The sequence below is a fragment of the Acidimicrobiia bacterium genome, from assembly GCA_035948415.1.
Classification (GTDB): domain Bacteria; phylum Actinomycetota; class Acidimicrobiia; order IMCC26256; family PALSA-555; genus PALSA-555.
On sequence record DASZJD010000015.1, the window covers coordinates 1 to 19,875 of the forward strand.

General features: G+C 73.2%; 14 protein-coding genes. 13 read left to right on the plus strand and 1 reads right to left on the minus strand.

From position 1 onward, the window contains the following. The first annotated feature begins 181 nt into the window (after positions 1-181). The 9 genes from polA (at position 182) to VG869_01665 (ending at position 11,914) form a co-directional block, all read left to right on the plus strand. Positions 182-2,824, plus strand: a complete 2,643-nt coding sequence (gene polA, locus VG869_01625) for a DNA polymerase I (protein ID HEV3449880.1) — start codon at positions 182-184, stop codon at positions 2,822-2,824. Next, positions 2,821-3,615, plus strand: coding sequence for a class I SAM-dependent methyltransferase (locus VG869_01630; protein HEV3449881.1), 795 nt, complete (start codon positions 2,821-2,823; stop codon positions 3,613-3,615). Before polA ends, VG869_01630 begins: the two co-directional genes overlap by 4 nt. A gap of 84 nt (positions 3,616-3,699) precedes the next feature. Beyond that, positions 3,700-5,058, plus strand: a complete 1,359-nt coding sequence (gene rpsA, locus VG869_01635; protein ID HEV3449882.1) for a 30S ribosomal protein S1 — start codon at positions 3,700-3,702, stop codon at positions 5,056-5,058. 124 nt (positions 5,059-5,182) lie between these two features. Beyond that, positions 5,183-5,902, plus strand: a complete 720-nt coding sequence (gene cpaB / locus VG869_01640) for a Flp pilus assembly protein CpaB (GenBank protein HEV3449883.1) — start codon at positions 5,183-5,185, stop codon at positions 5,900-5,902. Positions 5,903-5,906: 4 nt separating this feature from the next. Then, positions 5,907-7,139, plus strand: a complete 1,233-nt coding sequence (locus tag VG869_01645) for a P-loop NTPase (GenBank protein ID HEV3449884.1) — start codon at positions 5,907-5,909, stop codon at positions 7,137-7,139. Then, positions 7,136-8,506: a CpaF family protein gene (locus VG869_01650; GenBank protein ID HEV3449885.1), complete on the plus strand. Its 1,371-nt coding sequence runs from the start codon at positions 7,136-7,138 to the stop codon at positions 8,504-8,506. The genes VG869_01645 and VG869_01650 overlap by 4 nt, the downstream gene beginning before the upstream one ends. Continuing rightward, positions 8,503-9,504, plus strand: a complete 1,002-nt coding sequence (locus VG869_01655; GenBank protein HEV3449886.1) for a type II secretion system F family protein — start codon at positions 8,503-8,505, stop codon at positions 9,502-9,504. The genes VG869_01650 and VG869_01655 overlap by 4 nt, the downstream gene beginning before the upstream one ends. A 1-nt stretch (position 9,505) precedes the next feature. Beyond that, on the plus strand, positions 9,506-10,420 hold the full coding sequence (locus tag VG869_01660; protein HEV3449887.1) for a type II secretion system F family protein: 915 nt from the start codon (positions 9,506-9,508) through the stop codon (positions 10,418-10,420). Positions 10,421-10,429: 9 nt separating this feature from the next. Beyond that, positions 10,430-11,914 (plus strand): hypothetical protein, encoded by a 1,485-nt coding sequence (locus VG869_01665; GenBank protein HEV3449888.1) that lies wholly within the window; start codon positions 10,430-10,432, stop codon positions 11,912-11,914. A gap of 18 nt (positions 11,915-11,932) precedes the next feature. On the opposite strand, the gene VG869_01670 is transcribed toward VG869_01665, so the two are convergent. Continuing rightward, positions 11,933-12,124, minus strand: coding sequence for a Flp family type IVb pilin (locus VG869_01670; protein ID HEV3449889.1), 192 nt, complete (start codon positions 12,122-12,124; stop codon positions 11,933-11,935). A gap of 117 nt (positions 12,125-12,241) precedes the next feature. Between VG869_01670 and coaE the strand changes: the two genes are divergently transcribed. From coaE to uvrA, 4 genes are all read left to right on the plus strand, one after another. Then, positions 12,242-12,889: a dephospho-CoA kinase gene (coaE, locus tag VG869_01675; GenBank protein ID HEV3449890.1), complete on the plus strand. Its 648-nt coding sequence runs from the start codon at positions 12,242-12,244 to the stop codon at positions 12,887-12,889. A 20-nt stretch (positions 12,890-12,909) separates the two neighbouring features. Next, on the plus strand, positions 12,910-14,934 hold the full coding sequence (gene uvrB, locus VG869_01680; GenBank protein ID HEV3449891.1) for an excinuclease ABC subunit UvrB: 2,025 nt from the start codon (positions 12,910-12,912) through the stop codon (positions 14,932-14,934). Positions 14,935-15,038: 104 nt separating this feature from the next. Continuing rightward, entirely contained in the window at positions 15,039-16,901 is a 1,863-nt protein-coding gene (locus VG869_01685; protein HEV3449892.1) for a hypothetical protein, read from the plus strand. Positions 16,902-16,983: 82 nt separating this feature from the next. Then, entirely contained in the window at positions 16,984-19,851 is a 2,868-nt protein-coding gene (uvrA, locus tag VG869_01690) for an excinuclease ABC subunit UvrA (GenBank protein HEV3449893.1), read from the plus strand. Positions 19,852-19,875 lie beyond the last annotated feature (24 nt).

Sequence of the window (19,875 nt, forward strand, 5' to 3'; positions counted from 1 at the left end):
GGGCGCCTGATGAGCGAGCACGGCTACGACGAGCAGGCGGCGTGGCGGTTCATCCAGACCCGGGCCATGAACGAGCGGGTGAAGATCGCCGAGATCGCCCGCCGGGTGATCGACGGGGAGCTCGCCCCCGACTGACCCGGCCCCGTCGGCCTCCGAAACGTCGGGCCTACGATCGCCGCGGATGCCGAAGCTCCTCCTCGTCGACGGACACTCGGTGGCCTACCGCGCCTTCTACGCCCTGCCCACCGACCTGGCCACGAAGGCGGGGACGGTCACCAACGCGGTCTACGGGTTCACCTCGATGCTCGTGAAGGTCCTCGGCGACGAGCGGCCCGACTACCTGGCCGTGGCCTTCGACGCCGGCCGCCCGACCTTCCGCGACGCCATGGACGCCGAGTACAAGGCCGGGCGGAAGGAGACCCCGGCCGTGTTCTCGGCCCAGCTGCCGCTCGTCCGGGAGGTGCTCGACACCCTGCGGATCCCGGTCCTCACCGTGGAGGGGGTCGAGGCCGACGACGTCATCGCCACCCTCGCCGCCCAGGCCGACGAGGCCGGCCTTGACGTGGTCGTGGTCACCGGCGACCGGGACACGTTCCAGCTCGTGCACGACCCCCACGTGAAGGTCCTCTACAACAAGCGGGGGGTCTCCGAGTACGCCCTCTACGACGAGGCCGGGATCGTCGAGCGCACGGGCGGGGTCACCCCGGCGCAGTACCCCGACTACGCCGCCCTGCGCGGCGACACCAGCGACAACCTGCCCGGCGTGCCGGGGATCGGGGAGAAGACCGCAGCGAAGCTCGTCACCACCTACCGGTCGGTGGAGGGGATCCTCGAGCACCTCGACGAGCTGCCGCCGAAGCAGCGCCAGAGCCTCGACGAGATGCGAGCTCGCATCCTCCTGAACCGGGACATGTCGGTGCTGCGACGGGACGTCGACGTCGAGGTCGGGCCGGCCGACCTTCGCCTCGTCCCCTTCGACCGCGAGCAGGCCCGGGTCCTCTTCGACCAGCTCGAGTTCCGCACCCTCTGGCCCCGGCTACTCGAGGCGGTGGGCGAGGTCGCGGCCGAGCCCGTGGCCGAGACCCTCGAGGCCGACGTCGAGGTGCTCGGCGAGCCCGGCGCCGCCGCGGCGCGGCTCGCGGCCCTGGCGTCGGCGGACCGGGTGGCGGTCGAGCCCCGGTGGGCGGCCGACCCGGGCGGCCCGCTGGCGGGCGTGGCCGTCGCCGCCGACACCCGGGCCGCCTACATCCCGGTCGACGTCCTCCGCCACCCCGACGTGGTCGCCGCCGCCCGCGCCCTCGTGGGCGAGGAGGGGCCGCCGCTCGTCGTGCACCGGGCCAAGGAGCTCATGCACGGCCTCGGCGACCACCTGGCCGCGCTGCGCGACGACACCGCGCTCATGGCCTACCTCCTCGACCCGGCCGAGGGGAAGTACCGGCTCGAGGACCTGGCCCTGCGCTACCTCACCCTCGAGGTCCGCTCGCCCGACGAGGAGGAGGGCCGCCTCGACCTCGACGGCCACGCCGCCGTCGACGAGTGCGGCCGCCGCGCCGTCGTCCTGCTCCGGCTGGCCGACGTGCTGCGCGAGGCCCTCGAGGCCCGGCAGCTCACCGACCTGTACGAGCGCATCGAGCGGCCCCTCGTGCCGGTCCTCGCCAAGATGGAGGCGGCGGGCATCCTCGTGGACCGCCGCTTCCTCGACGAGATCCGGGCCGACCTGGCCACCGAGTGCGACCGGCTCGTCCGCCGGCTGTGGGCGCACGCCGGCGCCGAGTTCAACGTGAACTCGACGCCGCAGCTCCGCACCATCCTCTTCGACCAGCTCGGCCTCACGCCGGTCAAGAAGACGAAGACGGGACCGTCCACCGACGCCGACTCGCTCCAGAAGATGGTCGACGAGCACCCGATCATCGAGGACCTGCTCCGCTACCGGGAGGTCGAGAAGCTGCGGGGCACCTACGCCGAGGCGCTGCCCCCGCTCATCGCCCCCGACGGCCGCATCCACGCCACGTTCAAGCAGACCGACACCACCACCGGCCGCATCTCGAGCGAGGCGCCGAACCTCCAGAACGTCCCCGTCCGCACGGCCGACGGGCGCGAGTTCCGCCGCGTCTTCGTCGCCGCGCCCGGCTGCGGGCTGCTCACCGCCGACTACTCCCAGATCGAGCTGCGGGTGCTCGCGCACCTCGCCGAGGACCCGGGGCTCGCCGACGCCTTCGCGCGCGGCGCCGACATCCACACCGCCACCGCCGCCGCCGTGTTCCACCTGGACGAGGCCGACGTCGACGCCTCCCAGCGCCGATTCGCGAAGGTCGTGAACTACGGGCTCGCCTACGGGATGGAGGCCTACGGGCTCGGGACGCGGCTCGGCATCCCGACCGAGGAGGCCCGCGAGATCCTCGACGCGTACTTCGAGGGCTTCCCGAAGGTGGCCGAGTTCATGCGGCGGACCGTCCGGGAGGCCAAGGAGCGCGGCTACACCACGACGATCTTCGGTCGGCGGCGCCAGATCACCGAGCTGGCCTCCGACAACTTCCGCATCCGCCAGATGGGGGAGCGGATGGCCCAGAACGCGCCCGTGCAGGGCTCCGCCGCCGACATCTTCAAGCTGGCGATGATCGACGTCGACCGGGCGATCACCGCCGCCGGGCTCGCCACCCGCATGCTGCTCACCGTCCACGACGAGCTCGTCTTCGAGGTGCCGGTCGAGGAGCGGGCCGACGTCGAGGCCCTCGTGCGCACCACCATGGAGGCGGTCACGGAGCTCTCGGTGCCGCTCGTCGTCGACCTCGGCTTCGGTCCCAACTGGGCCGAAGCCAAGTGAGCCGGCCCGCCGCGGCCGACCCCGGGTCGGGCGCCGGCCCGGTGCCACCGGTGCCGACGGGGCCGTGGTTCAACGAGGTGGCCGCGTTCCTCGGCGCCGCCTACTGGGCCCCCGGGACGGGCCGGGTGGCGGCCTTCACCCGCGGGACCGACCAGGAGGTCGCGTTCCTGGTCGAGGCCTTGGCGCTGGCGCCGGGCCAGCGCGTGCTCGACGTCGGCTGCGGGCCCGGGCGGCACGCCCTGGCCCTGGCGGCTCGGGGCCTGCGGGTCACCGGCGTCGACGCCTCCCCGGAGTTCGTCGCCCTCGCCGCCGCGGCGGCGGCGAGGGAGGGGCGGTCGGCGCGCTTCGAGGTCCTCGACGTGCGGGGCCTCGCCGCCGACGCCGAGTTCGACGCCGCCGTGTGCCTCTGCCAGGGCGGCTTCGGGCTGCTCGGCGGCCGGGACGACCTCGACGTCTTCGGGCGGATCGTCCGGGCCGTGCGACCCGGTGGCTCCCTCGCGGTGTCGGCGTGCTCGCTCGTGTTCGCCGCCCGTCACCTCGAGCCGGGGGAGACCCTCGACGCCGCCACCGGCGTGGTCCACGAGCGGACGACGTTGCGGAACGAGGCCGGCGACGAGCGGACCGCCGACCTGTGGACGACGTGCTTCACCGCGCGCGAGCTCGAGCTCCTCGCCGAGCGGTGCGGCGTCGAGGTGCTCGCGGTGCACGGCGTGACACCGGGCCGCTACCGCGCCGCGCCGCCCGATCTCGAGCAGCCCGAGCTGCTGCTGCTGGCACGACGACGCGCGTGAACCTGTAGCCTGGGTCGGCGACCTCACCGAGGTCGCGGCGCTCGCGTCCCGGGACGCGGGCAGCCAGGGTCCAGAGGAGTCAGGTTGTCGGAGCAGGAGGCGACGGGCGGCGTCAGCGCCCCCGTCCTCGAGGACGTCCCCGCGGGAAGCGACAGCGCCCGCGACGACACCCCCGTCGTCCTCGACGATCTCGGGGGCCAGTCGTTCTCCGACGCCGTGGACGCCACCATCGTCGAGTTCGACGACGGCGACATTGTCACCGGCAAGGTCGTCAAGATCGACAGCGACGAGGTCCTCCTCGACATCGGCGACAAGTCCGAGGGCGTCATCCCGTCGCGGGAGCTCTCGATCCGCAACGACATCGACCCGAGCGAGGTCGTCTCGCTCGACGAGGAGCTCGAGGCCCTCGTCCTCACCAAGGAGGACAAGGACGGCCGGCTCATCCTCTCGAAGAAGCGGGCCCAGTACGAGCGGGCCTGGGGCACGATCGAGGAGATCAAGGAGAAGGACGGCATCGTCGCCGGCCCCGTCATCGAGGTCGTGAAGGGCGGGCTGATCCTCGACATCGGGCTCCGCGGCTTCCTCCCCGCGTCGCTCGTCGACCTGCGACGGGTCCGCGACCTCCAGCCGTACGTAGGGCGCACCCTCGAGTGCAAGATCATCGAGCTCGACAAGAACCGCAACAACGTCGTGCTGTCCCGCCGCGCCTACCTCGAGGAGACCCAGCGCGAGCAGCGCGACGAGTTCCTCGCCAACCTGAAGCCGGGCGAGATCCGCCAGGGCGTCGTGTCGTCGGTCGTGAACTTCGGGGCCTTCGTCGACCTCGGCGGCATGGACGGCCTCGTCCACGTGTCGGAGCTGTCGTGGAAGCACGTGGACCACCCCAGCTCGGTGGTCCAGGTCGGCGACGAGGTGACGGTCCAGGTCCTCGACGTCGACCTGTCGCGCGAGCGCATCTCGCTGTCGCTGAAGGCCACCCAGCAGGACCCGTGGCAGGAGTTCGCGGACGGCCACCAGGTCGGCGAGCTCGTGTACGGCCGGGTCACGAAGCTCGTCCCCTTCGGCGCCTTCGTGCAGGTCGGCGAGGGCATCGAGGGCCTGGTCCACATCTCCGAGATGGCCGGCCACCACGTCGAGGCGCCCGAGCAGGTCGTCACCCCGGGCGAGGAGCTGTGGGTGAAGATCATCGACATCGACCTCGAGCGGCGCCGCATCTCGCTGTCGATCAAGCAGGCCGCCGAGGGCGGCGTCGTCGCCGCCGAGTACCAGGACCAGTTCGGCGAGCACGCCTACGACGAGCAGGGCAACTACATCGGGCCGGCCGTCGGCGAGCCGGCCGCGGCGGGAACGGCCGAGGGCGAGGGGGCGGGCGACACCGCCGCCAGCCTCGAGACCGCCGCCGACGCCGACGCCCCTGCGGCCGTCACCACCGACGACGCCTGAGCCGCCGCGGGCCCGCCGGCGCGGGCGCTGCCACTTGAGCCTCAAGGTGGGTGAGGCGCGGGCCGACGATGAGGGTCGGGATCACCTTGGGGCGCAAGGGGGGCCCGACTGAGGGAGCGAGCCCGTGGGCAATCGCCGCACCCTGATCGCGGCCGCGGCAGTCATCCTCGCCGCCGTCTCCGGGATCGGCGTCTACTTCTACGTCTCGTCCGCCGACCAGCGCGCCCAGCGCAACGTCGCCGTCGTCGAGGCCTTCGTGGCCTCCGCCGACATCGCCAAGGGCACGACCGGCGACACCGCGGTCGGCAACGGGCTCATCACGACCGCGAAGGTCCTCCGGGGCAGCATCCCCCCCGGGGCCGTCACCGACAGCAGCACCCTGAAGGGCAAGGTCGCCGCGGCCACGATCGCGGCGAAGCAGTTCATCACCGCGGCCAGCTTCGTGTCGCCGGCCCAGGGCGGGGGCGGCTCCCTCGCCGCGGCGCTCGGCAGCAACCCGAACCTCGTCGCGGTCACGGTCTCGGTCGACTCCGCGCACGCGGTCGCCAACACGATCGCCCCCGGTGACCACGTCGACATCGCCGTCGTCAACGACGCCGGCGCCCAGTACCTGCTCCAGGACGTCCGGGTGCTCGCCGTCGGGCAGGAGACCGCCGCCAACGCCGGGTCGAACGGGCAGCCGACCACCTCGGCGGCCTCGAGCGGTCTCATCACCTTCCAGGTCTCGGCGGCCGACGCGCTGCGCGTCGAATCGTCGGCGCACGCCGGGACGCTCTACCTGAGCCTGCGGTCCCTCGGCGCCAGCGGCAGCGGGGGCGCGACCGTCCCGGCCAGCGGGCGGTAGCCGGATGGCCATCGAGCCTGGTGGCGCGCCCAGCGTGCAGTGGAACGCCGGCGCGCCCGCGCCCTACGACATCGCGATCGTCGAGCCCGACGGGCGCTGGCGGCTGCGGCTCGGCACCGCGCTGGCGACGGCGGCGCAGTTCGAGGCCGTCGAGCAGCTCGTGCAGGCCCTCCGCCCCGGCCGGCCGCTCGTCGCCGTCTTCGGCCCGGGGCTCGCCACCGCCTACGGCTTCGAGCAGGTGCACCGGCTCATCACCAACCACCCGGAGCTCGGCGCCATCTTCGCCGTCGACCAGGTCTCGAGCGAGGTCCTCCAGGCCGCGTTCCGGGCCGGCGCCCGCGACACCGTGGCCGCCGCCGACCCCGCCGCCCTCGGCCCGGCCGTCGACCGGGTCGGCGGGCTCCTCGCCGGCGGGCCGAGCCGGGTGCCGGCCGTCGCCGCGACCCGCAGCGTGCCCGGTCGCCTCGTCGTCGTGTACTCGCCGAAGGGCGGGACCGGCAAGAGCACGGTGGCGATCAACGTCGCGGTCGCGCTCGCGCACCGCACCGACCAGAAGGTCGCGCTCGTCGACGCCGACGTGAACTTCGGTGACGTGGCCGTGCTGCTCGGCCTCCCGCCGCAGCAGACCGTGCTCGACGCCGTCGCCGCGGCCCAGTACGGCGACGTCGAGCTCGTGCGCAGCATGCTGAGCCGGCACCGGTCGAGCGGGCTGCTCGTGCTCCCGGCCCCCACCGAGCCGATGCTGGCGGGCGGGGTCCTGCCCGCCGAGCTGGTGGCGGTGTGCGAGGCGCTGCAGAGCTGGTGCGGGTTCGTCATCGCCGACCTCCCGGCGCAGCTCGACGACGTCGCGTCGGCGCTCATCGACGCCGCCGACGAGGTGCTGCTGGTCGGCGGGATGGACATCCCGAGCGTCAAGAACCTGAAGATCGGCATGCAGGTCCTCGACCTCCTCGCGGTCGCGGGCCCGAAGACGCACCTGATCCTGAACCGGGCCAACACCCAGGTGAAGCTCGACGTCAACGAGGTGGAGCAGGTGCTGGGCCTCCCGGCCCAGTTCCCGATCCCCTCCGACATCGCGGTGCCGATCTCGGTGAACGCGGGCGTGCCGGTGGTCGAGCACGCGCCCGGCTCGCCGGCCAGCCGGGCCATCGACCGCATCGCCCTCTCGCTCCTCGGTCCGGAGATGGCCAGCACCGGGGCCAAGGGCCGGCGGGCCCGACGGGCGCTGCGGGCATGACCGTCACCGGCCAGTGGCCGCCGGCCGGGGCGCCGACGCCCGCGACGGCGCCGCGCGTGACCGCGCGCGCCCACGCCCTCGAGGACCTCCGCCACAAGATGCACCAGTTCGTGGTGGCCGAGCTCGGCCCGATCCTCTACGACCGGGGGGTCTCGGAGGCCGAGCTGCGCAAGCAGGTCGGCGACACCCTCCAGCGGGCCCTGGCCCAGGAGCACCTGGCCCTCGGGTCGGCCGAGCGCCAGGCCCTGCTCCAGTCGGTCTTCGACGACATCCTCGGCTACGGACCGATCGACGGGCTCCTCCGCGACCCGAACATCAGCGAGGTCATGGTCAACGGACCCCAGCAGGTGTTCGTGGAGCGCGACGGCAAGATCACCCGCACCGACGTCCGGTTCGTCGACGAGCAGCACCTCCGGCGGATCATCGACAAGATCGTGAGCCAGGTCGGCCGGCGCGTGGACGAGGCCACCCCGATGGTCGACGCCCGCCTGCCCGACGGGTCCCGCGTCAACTGCATCGTCCACCCGCTGGCCATCGGGGGGCCGTTCCTCACCATCCGGCGCTTCCGGGCCGACCCGTTCACCGTCAAGGACCTCATCGCGATCGGCACCATGTCGGAGCAGCTGGCGCACTTCGTCGACTGCTGCGTGCGCGGCCGGCTCAACGTGATCGTGAGCGGCGGCACCGGCACCGGCAAGACGACGCTGCTGAACGTGCTGTCGTCGTTCATCCCGCCCGACGAGCGCATCATCACCATCGAGGACGCGAAGGAGCTCCAGCTCCAGCAGCCGCACGTCCTGTGCACCGAGGCCCGGCCGCCGAACATCGAGGGCAAGGGCGAGATCCGGATCCGTGACCTGGTCCGCAACGCGCTGCGCATGCGGCCCGACCGCATCGTCGTCGGCGAGGCCCGTGGCGCCGAGGCCCTCGACATGCTGCAGGCCATGAACACCGGCCACGACGGGTCGCTGACGACGGTGCACTCGAACGCCCCTCGCGACACGCTCTCGCGGGTCGAGACGATGGCGCTCATGGCCGGCATGGACCTGCCGGTGCGCGTCATCCGGGAGCAGATGGCCTCGGCCCTCGACCTCATCGTCCACCTGTCCCGGCTGCGCGACGGGACCCGTCGGGTCACCCACGTCAGCGAGGTGATGGGGATGGAGGGCGACGTCGTCGTGCTCCAGGACATCTACCTGTTCGACTACTCGATGGGGATCGACGCCAACGGGCAGTTCCTCGGGCACCTGAAGAGCACCGGCATCCGCCCGGGCTTCTCCGAGCGGCTCGCCAACTTCGGCGTCAACCTTGATCAGTCGCTCTTCAGCGGCGAGCAGCTGTCGCGCCGGGGGGGCATGCGACGATGAGCGGCGTCGTCGCGGCGGTCGACTCGACCTGGCGGCTGGCGCTCCCGGCCATCATGGCCGGGGCGGTGCTGGCGTTCGCGATGGCGGTGATGCTGATCACGGGCGACCACCGCGGCGCCCTCGAGCGCCGGCTCACCGGCTACGGCGAGGAGCCCGAGCCGGAGCGCCCCCTGGGCCGCGGGGACGGGGCCCTGGCCGAGACCCGCCTGGTCCAGGACATGGCCGACTTCACCGGGCGGATCGCCGAGCGGGTCGGGCTCCTGAACCGCGTCGAGGAGAAGCTGGAGCAGGCCGACCTGCCGGTGCGCCCGACCGAGGCCATCTTCTTCTACGGCGCGGCCACGTTCGTCGTCGTCGTCGGCGCGCTGCTCCTCCTCGGCCCCCCACCGGCGCTCATCTTGGCGATCGTCGCCGGGATCGGGCCCCCGGTGTACCTCGAGCTGCGCCGCCACCGGCGGCTCCGGAAGTTCGAGGTCCAGCTCCCCGACGTCCTGAACCTCTTCGCGGGCTCGATGCGGGCCGGGTTCTCGTTCGCCCAGGCCCTCGAGGCCGTCGCCGAGGAGGCGCCCGAGCCGTCGCGGCGTGAGCTGCAGCGGTGCTTCACCGAGAGCCGCCTCGGCCGGCCCATCGAGGACGCGCTCGAGGACTCGGCCCAGCGGATGCACAGCGTCGACCTGATGTGGGCGGTCATGGCGATCCGGATCCAGCGCGAGGTCGGCGGCAACCTCGCCGAGCTCCTCGACACGGTCTCGAACACGATGACCGAGCGGGAGCGCCTGAAGCGCGAGATCCTGGCCCTCACGGCCGAGGGAAGGCTCTCGGCGTGGATCCTCGGCGTCTTCCCACCCGGGTTCGCGATCGTCCTCTACGCGATCCAGCCCACCTACATGAAGGTGCTGTTCGAGAACGGCATCGGCGTCATCGCCGTCATCGCGTCGGGGGTGATGGCGGTGATCGGGTTCTTCTGGCTCCGCAAGCTCATGGCGATCGAGGTCTGACGTGTCCCCGCTCGTGATCGCGGCCGCCCTCGCCGGCGCCGTCCTGCTCATCGGGCTGCTGACCACGGGCGTCGTCGTCGAGCGGGCCGAGGTGCGCGAGTCGCTGCGCCGCCTCGAGGGCTACCAGATCCAGGACGTGCGCGACCAGGAGATGCTGGCGCCGATCAGCGAGCGGGTGTTCAACCCGCTGGCGGAGGCGGCGGCGGGCGTCGTCCAGCGGTTCACGCCGCAGGGGTACCGGGACGAGGTGGCCCGCAAGCTCGTGCACGGCGGGCTGGCCTCCCGGATCAGCGTCGACCAGGTGCTGGTCTGGAAGCTGCTCGGGCTCATGAGCGGCCTCGTGTGGCTGCCGCTCTTCCTCTTCGGGCTCCACACCTCCGCGATCGTCACCTTCGCGTTCGTCATCGTGTGCTGGGGCGTCTCGTTCCTCCTGCCGGACGTCTACCTGGCCCGGGCCATCGACCGTCGCCGCCACGACATCGCCGTGCAGCTGCCCGACATCCTCGACCTGCTCGTGATCTCGGTCGAGGCGGGCCTCGGGTTCGACCAGGCCCTCGACCGGACCACGTCGGCGATCCCGGGCCCGCTGTCCGACGAGTTCCGGCGGATGCTGCAGGAGACCCGTTTCGGCTCGAGCCGGGCCGACGCCCTGCGGGCGATGGACCAGCGCTGCGACGTCCCCGAGCTGCGCACCTTCATCCTCGCCATGCTCCAGGCCGACACCTTCGGCGTGTCGATCTCCCGGATCCTGCGCGCGCAGGCCGACGAGATGCGGATCGCTCGTCGCCAGCGGGCCCAGGCGCAGGCCCAGAAGGCGCCCGTGAAGATGCTGTTCCCGATGGTGTTCTGCATCTTCCCCTCGATCTTCGTCGTGATCCTCGGCCCGGCGATGCTCCAGATCGCCCACACGCTGTAAGCGCGACCGGTGTCGCTCGCCACCGCCACCCGCGAGGCGCCCGCGACGCCGACGACGCCCCCCACCGCCGCCCCGACCCGCCGCGGGCCGAGCCTCGACACGCTCTTCACCGCCGTGTTCGGCCTCTTCGGCTGGGCCATCGGCGTCGAGCGGCTCACCGACAACTCGTTCTTCTGGCACCTCCGGGCGGGCCAGCTGATCCTGGACCGCGGCTTCCCCCGGACTGACCCGTTCTCGTTCGCGGCGCACGGCACCCCGTGGGTGCTGCAGTCCTGGCTGGCCGAGCTCGGCTACGCCGCGATCAACCGGGAGGTGGGGGCGTTCGGGATCCGGCTGCTCATCGGCCTGACCGGCGTCGCCATCGCGGTGCTCGCGTTCCGTCTCGCGCTGCGGCTCAGCGGCGACCGGGTCCGCGCCGCGCTCCTCACCGCCGTCGCGCTCGGGAGCCTCGAGACCCTCTGGTCGGAGCGGCCGCTCGTGTTCGGCGTGCTGGCCCTCGTGGTCCTCCTCTGGGTCGTCGAGGTGCCCGAGAGCCGGGTCGGGCGACGGCCGGTCCTCGCGCTCCCGATCCTCCTGTGGTGCTGGGCCAACGTGCACGGCAGCTTCGCCCTCGGGTTCGCCTACCTCGGCCTCCACCTCCTCGGCCGCGGGCTCGACGGGCACCCCCCGTGGCGGGGACGCGAGCGCCAGCTGCTCACCGGCACCGCCATCGGGGCGGCGGCGTGCTTCGTGAACCCGTACGGCGTCGGGCTGGTGACGTTCCCGGTGGCGCTGCTCGCCCGCTCCGACATCCTCCGCCACGTCGTCGAGTGGCAGTCACCCGACTTCCACTCCGCCCGGAGCCTCCCGTTCGCGGTGTGGATCGTCGTGTTCGCGGCGCTGCTCGCCCGCGCCCCGGGACGGACGTCGCGACGGGACCTGCTGGTGTCGCTGCCGTTCCTCCTGCTCGGGCTGTGGGCGCTCCGCAACATCGCCCTGGCCCCGCTCGTGGGCCTGCCGATCGCGGCGCGGGCGGTGGCCCGGCCCGCCGGCCGACGGGCGGTCGACCGCACCGCCGCCGTCGGCTGGGCCCTCGCCGCCGTCCTCGTCGTCGTCGTGGCCGTCTTCACCGCCCGGGCCGCCGAGCAGCCGAGCTTCGCCTTCGACCGCTACCCGGTCCGCGCCCTCCGGACCCTCCAGCGCGACGGGCTCCTCGGGAAGCGGCTCCTCGCCACCGACGCCGACGCCGGCTACGTCATCCTGCGGGACTGGCCCCGCCAGCAGGTCTTCATCGACGACCGCTACGACATGTACCCGCGGGCGGTCATCGACGACTACTTCACGCTCGCCCGCGCCCGCCCGGGGTGGGCGGCGGTGCTGGCGCGCCGGGACATCCAGGTCATCGTGTGGCCGCGCGGCGACCCGCTCGTGAGCCTCGTGGAGGGCAGCGGCCACTGGCGGCGGCTCGCCCAGGACCCCGACCGGGTGGTCCTGGTGCGCGACGACGTGCGCTGAGCGGCGGCGCCGGCCGGGTCAGGACCCGGTGCTGAGGTGGCTGCCGGCCTGGCTGAACGTCGGGCTGATCTGCGAGCCGAGGAAGATGACGGCGGCCATCACGGCGATGGCGATGAGGCCGACCAGCAGGAGGTACTCGACCAGGTTCGCCCCCCGCTCGTCGCGAGCGAGGCGGGCCTGGATCCAGGTCCTGAGCACGAAGAGGTCCATGCGCCGTCCCGTCGTCTCCGCCGCCCCCCCGGTGTCCAGGCCTACCGCGTTATCGGCGAGTTAAGGGCCGGTGCTTGAGCGGCAAAGGCCCGGCCGCCGGCCCCTACCATCCGCCGCGTGCTGGTCGTCGCCCTCACCGGGGGCATGGGGTCGGGCAAGTCGACCGTCGCCGAGCTGCTCGTGCGCCGGGGCGCCGTCCTCGTCGACGCCGACGCCATCGCCCGCGAGGTCGTCGAGCCGGGCCGTCCGGCGCTCGCCGCCCTCGTCGAGCGGTTCGGGCCCGGCATCCTCGACGGCGACGGGCGGCTCGACCGGGCCGCGCTCGCCCGCGTCGCCTTCGCCGACGACGCCGCCCGTGCCGACCTCGAGGCGATCACCCACCCGGCGATCGCCGAGGAGTTCGCGCGCCGCACCCGCGACGCGCCTCCCGACGCCGTCGTGGTCTGCGACGTGCCGCTGCTCGCCGAGTCGCCGGCGGCGCGGGCGCGGGGCTACGAGCGCGTCATCGTGGTCGAGGCGCCGGCGGCGGTGCGGCGGGCCCGCCTCGAGCGGCGGGGCGTGTCCGGGGTCGACGCCGACCGGCGCATGGCCGCCCAGGCCAGCGACGCCGACCGCCGGGCCCTGGCGACCTACGTGATCGACAACTCCGGCGACCTCGACGCGCTCGAGCGGCGCGTGGAGGAGGTGTGGCGGGACCTCGAGGCCCGGCGCGCCGCCGGCGACGCGGCCCCCGACGGGTCGTCGCCCCGAGCCGACCCGTCGTAGGACCCCGGTACGATCGACCGGTGCCGAAGCTCGAGCTGGTCTCGGAGTTCAACGCCGCCGGGGACCAGCCCGCCGCGATCGACGGCCTCGTCGCCGGCCTCGAGCGGGGGGACCGCTACCAGACGCTCCTTGGCATCACCGGCTCCGGGAAGTCCTTCACCGTCGCGGGGATGATCGCCCGGGTCCAGCGCCCCACGCTCGTGCTCGCCCCGAACAAGAGCCTCGCCGCCCAGCTGGCGTCCGAGTACCGGGAGTTCTTCCCGGCCAACCGGGTCGAGTACTTCGTCTCCTACTACGACTACTACCAGCCCGAGGCCTACCTCCCGTCGAGCGACACCTACATCGAGAAGGACTCGTCGATCAACGACGAGATCGACCGGCTCCGGCACTCGGCCACCAGCGCCCTCATGGCCCGGCGCGACGTGATCATCGTGGCCTCGGTGTCCGCCATCTACGGGCTGGGCGCCCCCGACGAGTACGAGCGGCAGAGCCTCATCCTCGACCGGGGCGAGGAGCGCGACCAGCGCGCCGTGCTCCGCCGGCTCGTGGAGCTGCGGTACGAGCGGAACGACTTCGCGTTCGCCCGCAACAAGTTCCGGGTGCGCGGCGACACCATCGAGGTGTTCCCCGCCTACGAGGAGCGGGCGGTCCGGATCCAGCTTTTCGGCGACGAGGTCGAGCGCATCGCGTCGGTGGACCCGCTAACCGGCGAGGTGGTGGAGGACCTGGACCGGCTGGTGCTGTTCCCGGCCACCCACTACGCGACCTCCGACGTGCGGATGCGCACCGCGATCGCCGGCATCGAGGCCGAGCTGAAGGAGCGCCTGGCCTGGCTCGAGGAGCACGACAAGCTGCTCGAGGCCCAGCGGCTCCGGATGCGCACGACCTACGACCTCGAGATGCTCCGCGAGGTGGGCTCGTGCGCCGGCATCGAGAACTACTCGCGGCACCTCGACGGCCGGGCGCCGGGCGAGGCCCCGTACACGCTGCTCGACTACTTCCCCGACGACTTCGTCGTGATCCTCGACGAGTCCCACGTCACCGTCCCCCAGCTGCACGGGCAGTACGAGGGCGACCGCTCCCGGAAGGAGACCCTCGTCGAGCACGGCTTCCGCCTCCCGTCCGCGCTCGACAACCGGCCGCTGCGCTTCGACGAGTTCAACGCCAAGGTCCACCAGGTCGTGTTCCTCTCGGCGACGCCGAGCCCCTACGAGCTCCAGGTGTCGACCCAGGTCGTGGAGCAGATCGTCCGGCCCACCGGGCTCGTGGACCCGGAGGTCATCGTGCGCCCGACGAAGGGCCAGATCGACGACCTCGTGGCCGAGATCCGGGAGCGCGAGGCCCGCGCCCAGCGGGTGCTCGTCACCACGCTGACGAAGAAGATGGCCGAGGACCTGACCGACTACCTCATCGAGCTGGGGGTCCGGGTCCGGTACCTGCACAGCGAGGTCGACACCCTCGAGCGGGTCGAGATCCTGCGGGCGCTGCGCCTCGGCGAGTTCGACGTGCTCGTCGGCATCAACCTGCTCCGCGAGGGCCTCGACCTCCCCGAGGTGTCGCTGGTGTCGATCCTCGACGCCGACAAGGAGGGCTTCCTGCGCTCGGAGACGTCGCTGATCCAGATGATCGGCCGGGCGGCCCGCAACGTCGACGGCGAGGTCGTCATGTACGCGGACCAGGTCACGGACTCGATGCGGAAGGCGATCTCGGAGACGAACCGGCGACGCCAGAAGCAGCTCGTCTACAACACCGAGCACGGCATCGACCCCCAGACCGTGCGCAAGAAGGTCACCGACATCCTGGAGATGGTCCGGGCCCGAGACGACGGCGAGGCCACGCCGGCGCGAGGGCGGGGACGGGGCCGCGCGCCGGCCCGCTCGGCGGTGTTCGACCTCGCCGGCGTGGCCCCCGACGACCTCGGGCGCCTGATCCAGACGCTCCAGGACGAGATGCACGACGCCGCGAAGGACCTCCGGTTCGAGGAGGCGGCCCGCCTGCGCGACGAGATCGCCGAGCTCCGCCGCGAGCTCCGGGCGGTGGGCTAGGGAGGCTCGCGCCTCGGGCTCGGCGGCCCCGCCACTCGGTGGACGGTCGGTCAGGGGTCGGGCGGTCAGGTCGGGCCCCGGACCCGCCGATCTAGGTGGGGATGGTGGCGGCCCCGACGACCCTGTCACCGCGTCGCCGCGTCGACGGGTCGGATCCGCCGCCGCGTGCCGGCCGGCGCCCGTGGCTCGGCCTCGTCGTGGCCGCGGCCCCGCCGGTGATCCTCGGCGTGATGGCGTGGCAGCGACGCTGGATCGCCGACGACGGGTTCATCAACCTCCGGGTCGTCGACCAGCTGCTGCACGGGCACGGGCTCGTGTTCAACGCCGGGGCGCGCGTCGAGGCGTCGACGAGCCCGGCCTGGGTGCTGCTGCTCGCGGCGACGCGAGGCGTCGTTCGGGTCGTCCCGCTCGAGTGGATCGCGGTGGGCTGGGGCCTGCTCCTGTCGGTCGGGGCCCTCGCCATGGGCGAGCGCGGCGCGTGGCTCCTGGCGCGCCGCTCGTCGAGCGGCCCAGAGCGGCCGCGCCGGCTCGTGCCCGTCGGCGCGCTCGTCGTCGCCGCGCTGCCCCCGTTCTGGGAGTTCGCGACGTCGGGGCTCGAGACCGCCCTGGCCCTGGCCTGGCTGGCCGGCTGCTTCTGGGCCCTCGCCGCCCTGCTGGCGCGCGCCCCGCGCCGGCCGTGTCGCGCGGGGGTCGGGGCGGCGGTCCTCGCCGGCGTGGGCCCGCTCATCCGACCCGACCTCGCCATCTTCACCGTCGCGTTCCTCGCCGCCCTCCTCGTCGTCGACCCGACCCGGGGCTGGCGCCGTCGCGCCGCCCTCGTCGCGGCCGGGCTGGCGCTGCCCGTCGCGTACGAGGCGTTCCGGGTCAGCTACTACGCCGCGCTCGTCCCGAATACCGCCATCGCCAAGGAGCCGACGATGGCGGAGTGGGGGAGGGGCGTCCACTACGTGTGGGACACGGTCGGGCCCTACCGGCTGTGGCTGCCGATCGCGGTGGTCGTGACCGTCGGCCTGGCGCCAACGATCCGCGGCTGGTGCCGGGCCCGGTCGTGGGACCGGCTGGCGGTGACCCTCGCACCGGTCGTCGGCGCCGCGCTGTCCACGCTCTACGTGGTGCGACTCGGCGGCGACTTCATGCACGCGCGGTTCCTCCTCGTCCCGCTGTTCGCGCTCGTGCTGCCGGTGGCGGTGGTGCCGATCCGGTCGGGCCCGAGGCGCGACCCGCGCGCCGCGATGGCCGTGATCGTCGCGGGCTGGGCCGTGCTCTGCGCGACGTCCTTCCGGGTCCCGTACGCGGTGAACGGGCCGGGGCCGATCAGCAACGAGCGGGAGGGAACCGTGCTGCTCACCCGGCACCGCAACCCGGTGTCGATCGCCGACTACACCCGGTACGGGTGGGCGCGCTACGGGGCCGAGGCGCGTCGGCTTGCCGCTCGCGGCCGGCGCGTGTTCTGGGTGGTGCCGAGCCGCGGCTACCGCCACGAGCTCCGATTGCCGCTGGGCCGGCGCGTCGGCGCGCCGGTGGTCGTCGCCTACCCCTTCGTCGGCCAGCTCTCGTACGCCGCCGGGCCGGACGTCGACGTGCTCGACCTGCTCGGGCTCGGCGACGCCGAGGGCAGCCACGTCCGGGTCGCTCGCTTCGCCCAGCCCGGGCACAACAAGTTCCTCGACCCCGCCTGGGGCATCGCCCGGTTCGTCGACGCGTCGACCCCGATCCCGGACCGGGGCCTGGCCGCGCGCGCCGCCGACGCCCGCGCCGCCCTCCGCTGCGGGCGCCTCGCCGAGCTCGCCCGCGACACCGGGGGCTCGCCGACCCTGGCCGGGCTCGCCCGTGACGTCGCCGACAGCTGGGCGCTGACCCGCTTCCGCTACGCGCCCGACCCCCACGCGGCGCGGCGCGAGCTCTGCGGCTCGGCGGCCGCCGCCCCGGTCACCCGCCGCGCGACGGCCCCGCACGCCCGCCCCTGATCGGCGGTCGGGGCGCCCCGCGACGCCCGCGCCGGGGGCGAACATCCGTTCGGAACGCGACACCGACCGGTACGCTGGGTCGGTGGCGGAGCGCACCGCGGGCACGCATCTCACGATCCGGGGGGCTCGAGAGCACAACCTGAAGAACGTCGACGTCCGGCTGCCCCGGGACCGGCTCATCGTCTTCACGGGCCTGTCGGGGTCGGGGAAGTCGTCCCTCGCCTTCGACACCATCTACGCCGAGGGTCAGCGCCGCTACGTGGAGTCCCTCTCGGCCTACGCCCGGCAGTTCCTCGGCCAGATGGACAAGCCCGACGTCGACTTCATCGAGGGGCTCTCGCCGGCCATCTCGATCGACCAGAAGTCGGCCGGGCGCAACCCGCGCTCGACCGTCGGCACGATCACCGAGGTCTACGACTACCTGCGGCTGCTGTACGCCCGGATCGGCGTGCCGCACTGCCCGAACTGCGGGCGGGTCATCACCCGGCAGACGCCCCAGCAGATCGTGGACCGGGTCCTCGAGCTCCCGGAGGGCACCCGGTTCCAGGTGCTGGCCCCGGTCGTGCGGGGCCGGAAGGGCGAGTACGACGCCCTCCTGAAGGAGCTGGCCACGCAGGGCTTCACCCGGGCGCGCGTCGACGGCGAGGTCCACGAGCTCGGCCGCGGGGCGCCGGCCCGGCTCGCCCGCTACGAGCAGCACACGATCGAGGTGGTCGTCGACCGGCTCGTCCGCCGCGCCGGCATCGAGCGCCGCCTCACCGACTCCCTCGAGACCGCGCTGCGGCTCGCCGAGGGCGTGGCCGAGGTCGAGGTCGTGCCGCGCGACGACCAGCCGCACGAGGACGTGGAGACGCTTACCTTCTCGGAGCACCTGGCCTGCAGCCACTGCGGCCTGTCCTTCGACGAGCTGGCGCCCCGGAACTTCTCCTTCAACTCGCCCTACGGGGCGTGCGAGCGCTGCGACGGGCTCGGGACCCGGTTCGAGGTGGACCCCGAGCTCGTGGTGCCCGACGACGACCTGAGCCTCTCCGAGGGCGCGATCGCGCCGTGGTCCGGGTTCCGCAGCCGGTACTTCGACCGGGTGCTCGAGGCGGTCGCCGACGAGTACGGCTTCGACGTGGACACCCCGTGGAAGCGGCTCCGCAAGCGCGACCGCAACCCCGTGCTCTACGGGACCGGCAACCGCGAGGTGCACGTCCAGTACCGGAACCGCTACGGGCGTCGCCGCTCGTACCACACGCCGTTCGAGGGCGTGGTCCCGTGGCTGGAGCGCCGCCACTCCGAGGCCGAGTCCGACCGGTCACGGGAGCAGATCGAGGGCTACATGCGACAGGTGCCGTGCCCCCAGTGCGGGGGCGCCCGCCTGCGCCCGGCGTCGCTGGCGGTCACGGTCGGCGGCCAGAACATCTTCGAGCTCGGCGAGCTCTCGATCACGAAGGCGGCGCGGTTCCTCGGCGACCTCGAGCTCTCGGAGCGGGACCGGCTCATCGCCGAGCAGGTGCTGAAGGAGGTCAACGAGCGCCTGCGGTTCCTCCTCGACGTCGGGCTCGACTACCTGTCGCTGAACCGCTCCTCGGGGACCCTCGCCGGGGGTGAGGCCCAGCGGATCCGCCTCGCCTCCCAGATCGGCAGCGGCCTCGTCGGCGTCCTCTACGTGCTCGACGAGCCGTCGGTGGGCCTGCACCAGCGAGACAACCAGCGCCTCGTCGACACGCTGCTCCGGCTGCGGGACCTCGGCAACACCGTGATCGTCGTCGAGCACGACGAGGAGACGATCCGGGTCGCCGACCACGTGGTCGACATCGGCCCCGGGGCGGGCGAGCACGGCGGCGAGATCGTCGTGTCCGGGCCGCTGGCGGCCGTGACGGCCGAGCCCCGCTCGATCACCGGCAAGTACCTGACCGGGGAGCGGTCGATCCCGGTGCCGGAGCGCCGGCGCGAGCCGGGGGACGCCTGGCTCGTGGTGCGCGGCGCCCGGGAGCACAACCTGCACGACATCGACGTCGGGTTCCCGCTCGGCTGCTTCGTCGTGGTCTCGGGGGTGAGCGGCAGCGGCAAGTCGACGCTCGTGAACGACATCCTGTTCCACGCCCTCATGCAGCGCGTCTACCGCTCCCGGATCGCACCCGGCCGTCACAAGACCCTCGAGGGCGCGCAGCACCTCGACAAGGTGATCAACATCGACCAGTCGCCGATCGGTCGCACCCCGCGGTCGAACCCGGCGACGTACACCGGCGTCTTCGACAAGATCCGGGCCCTGTTCGCGGCGACCCAGGAGGCGAAGGTCCGCGGCTACCTGCCGGGCCGGTTCTCGTTCAACGTGAAGGGGGGCCGGTGCGAGGCCTGCGCCGGCGACGGGACGATCAAGATCGAGATGCACTTCCTGCCGGACGTGTACGTGCCGTGCGAGGTCTGCAAGGGCGCCCGCTACAACCGGGACACGCTCGACATCACGTTCAAGGGCAAGAACATCGCCGAGGTCCTGGACCTGTCGATCGAGGACGCGCTCGGGTTCTTCGCCAACCAGCCGACGATCGCCCGCCACCTCCAGACCCTCGTCGACGTCGGCCTCGGGTACGTGCGGCTCGGCCAGCCGGCGCCGACGCTGTCGGGCGGCGAGGCGCAGCGGGTGAAGCTCTCCTCCGAGCTCGGCAAGCGCGCCACCGGGCGCACCATCTACATCCTCGACGAGCCCACCACCGGGCTGCACTTCGAGGACGTCCGGCGGCTGCTCGGCGTGCTCGACCGCCTCGTGCAGGCCGGGAACACGGTGCTCGTCATCGAGCACAACCTCGACGTGGTCAAGTCCGCCGACTGGATCGTCGACCTCGGCCCCGAGGGCGGCGACGCCGGCGGGCAGGTGGTCGCGGAGGGCCCGCCCGAGCACGTGGCGAAGACGCCCGGGAGCCACACCGGTCGCTACCTGGCCCCCCGCCTCGGCCTGACGTAGCGAGCGCGGCGTCCGGCCCGCCTC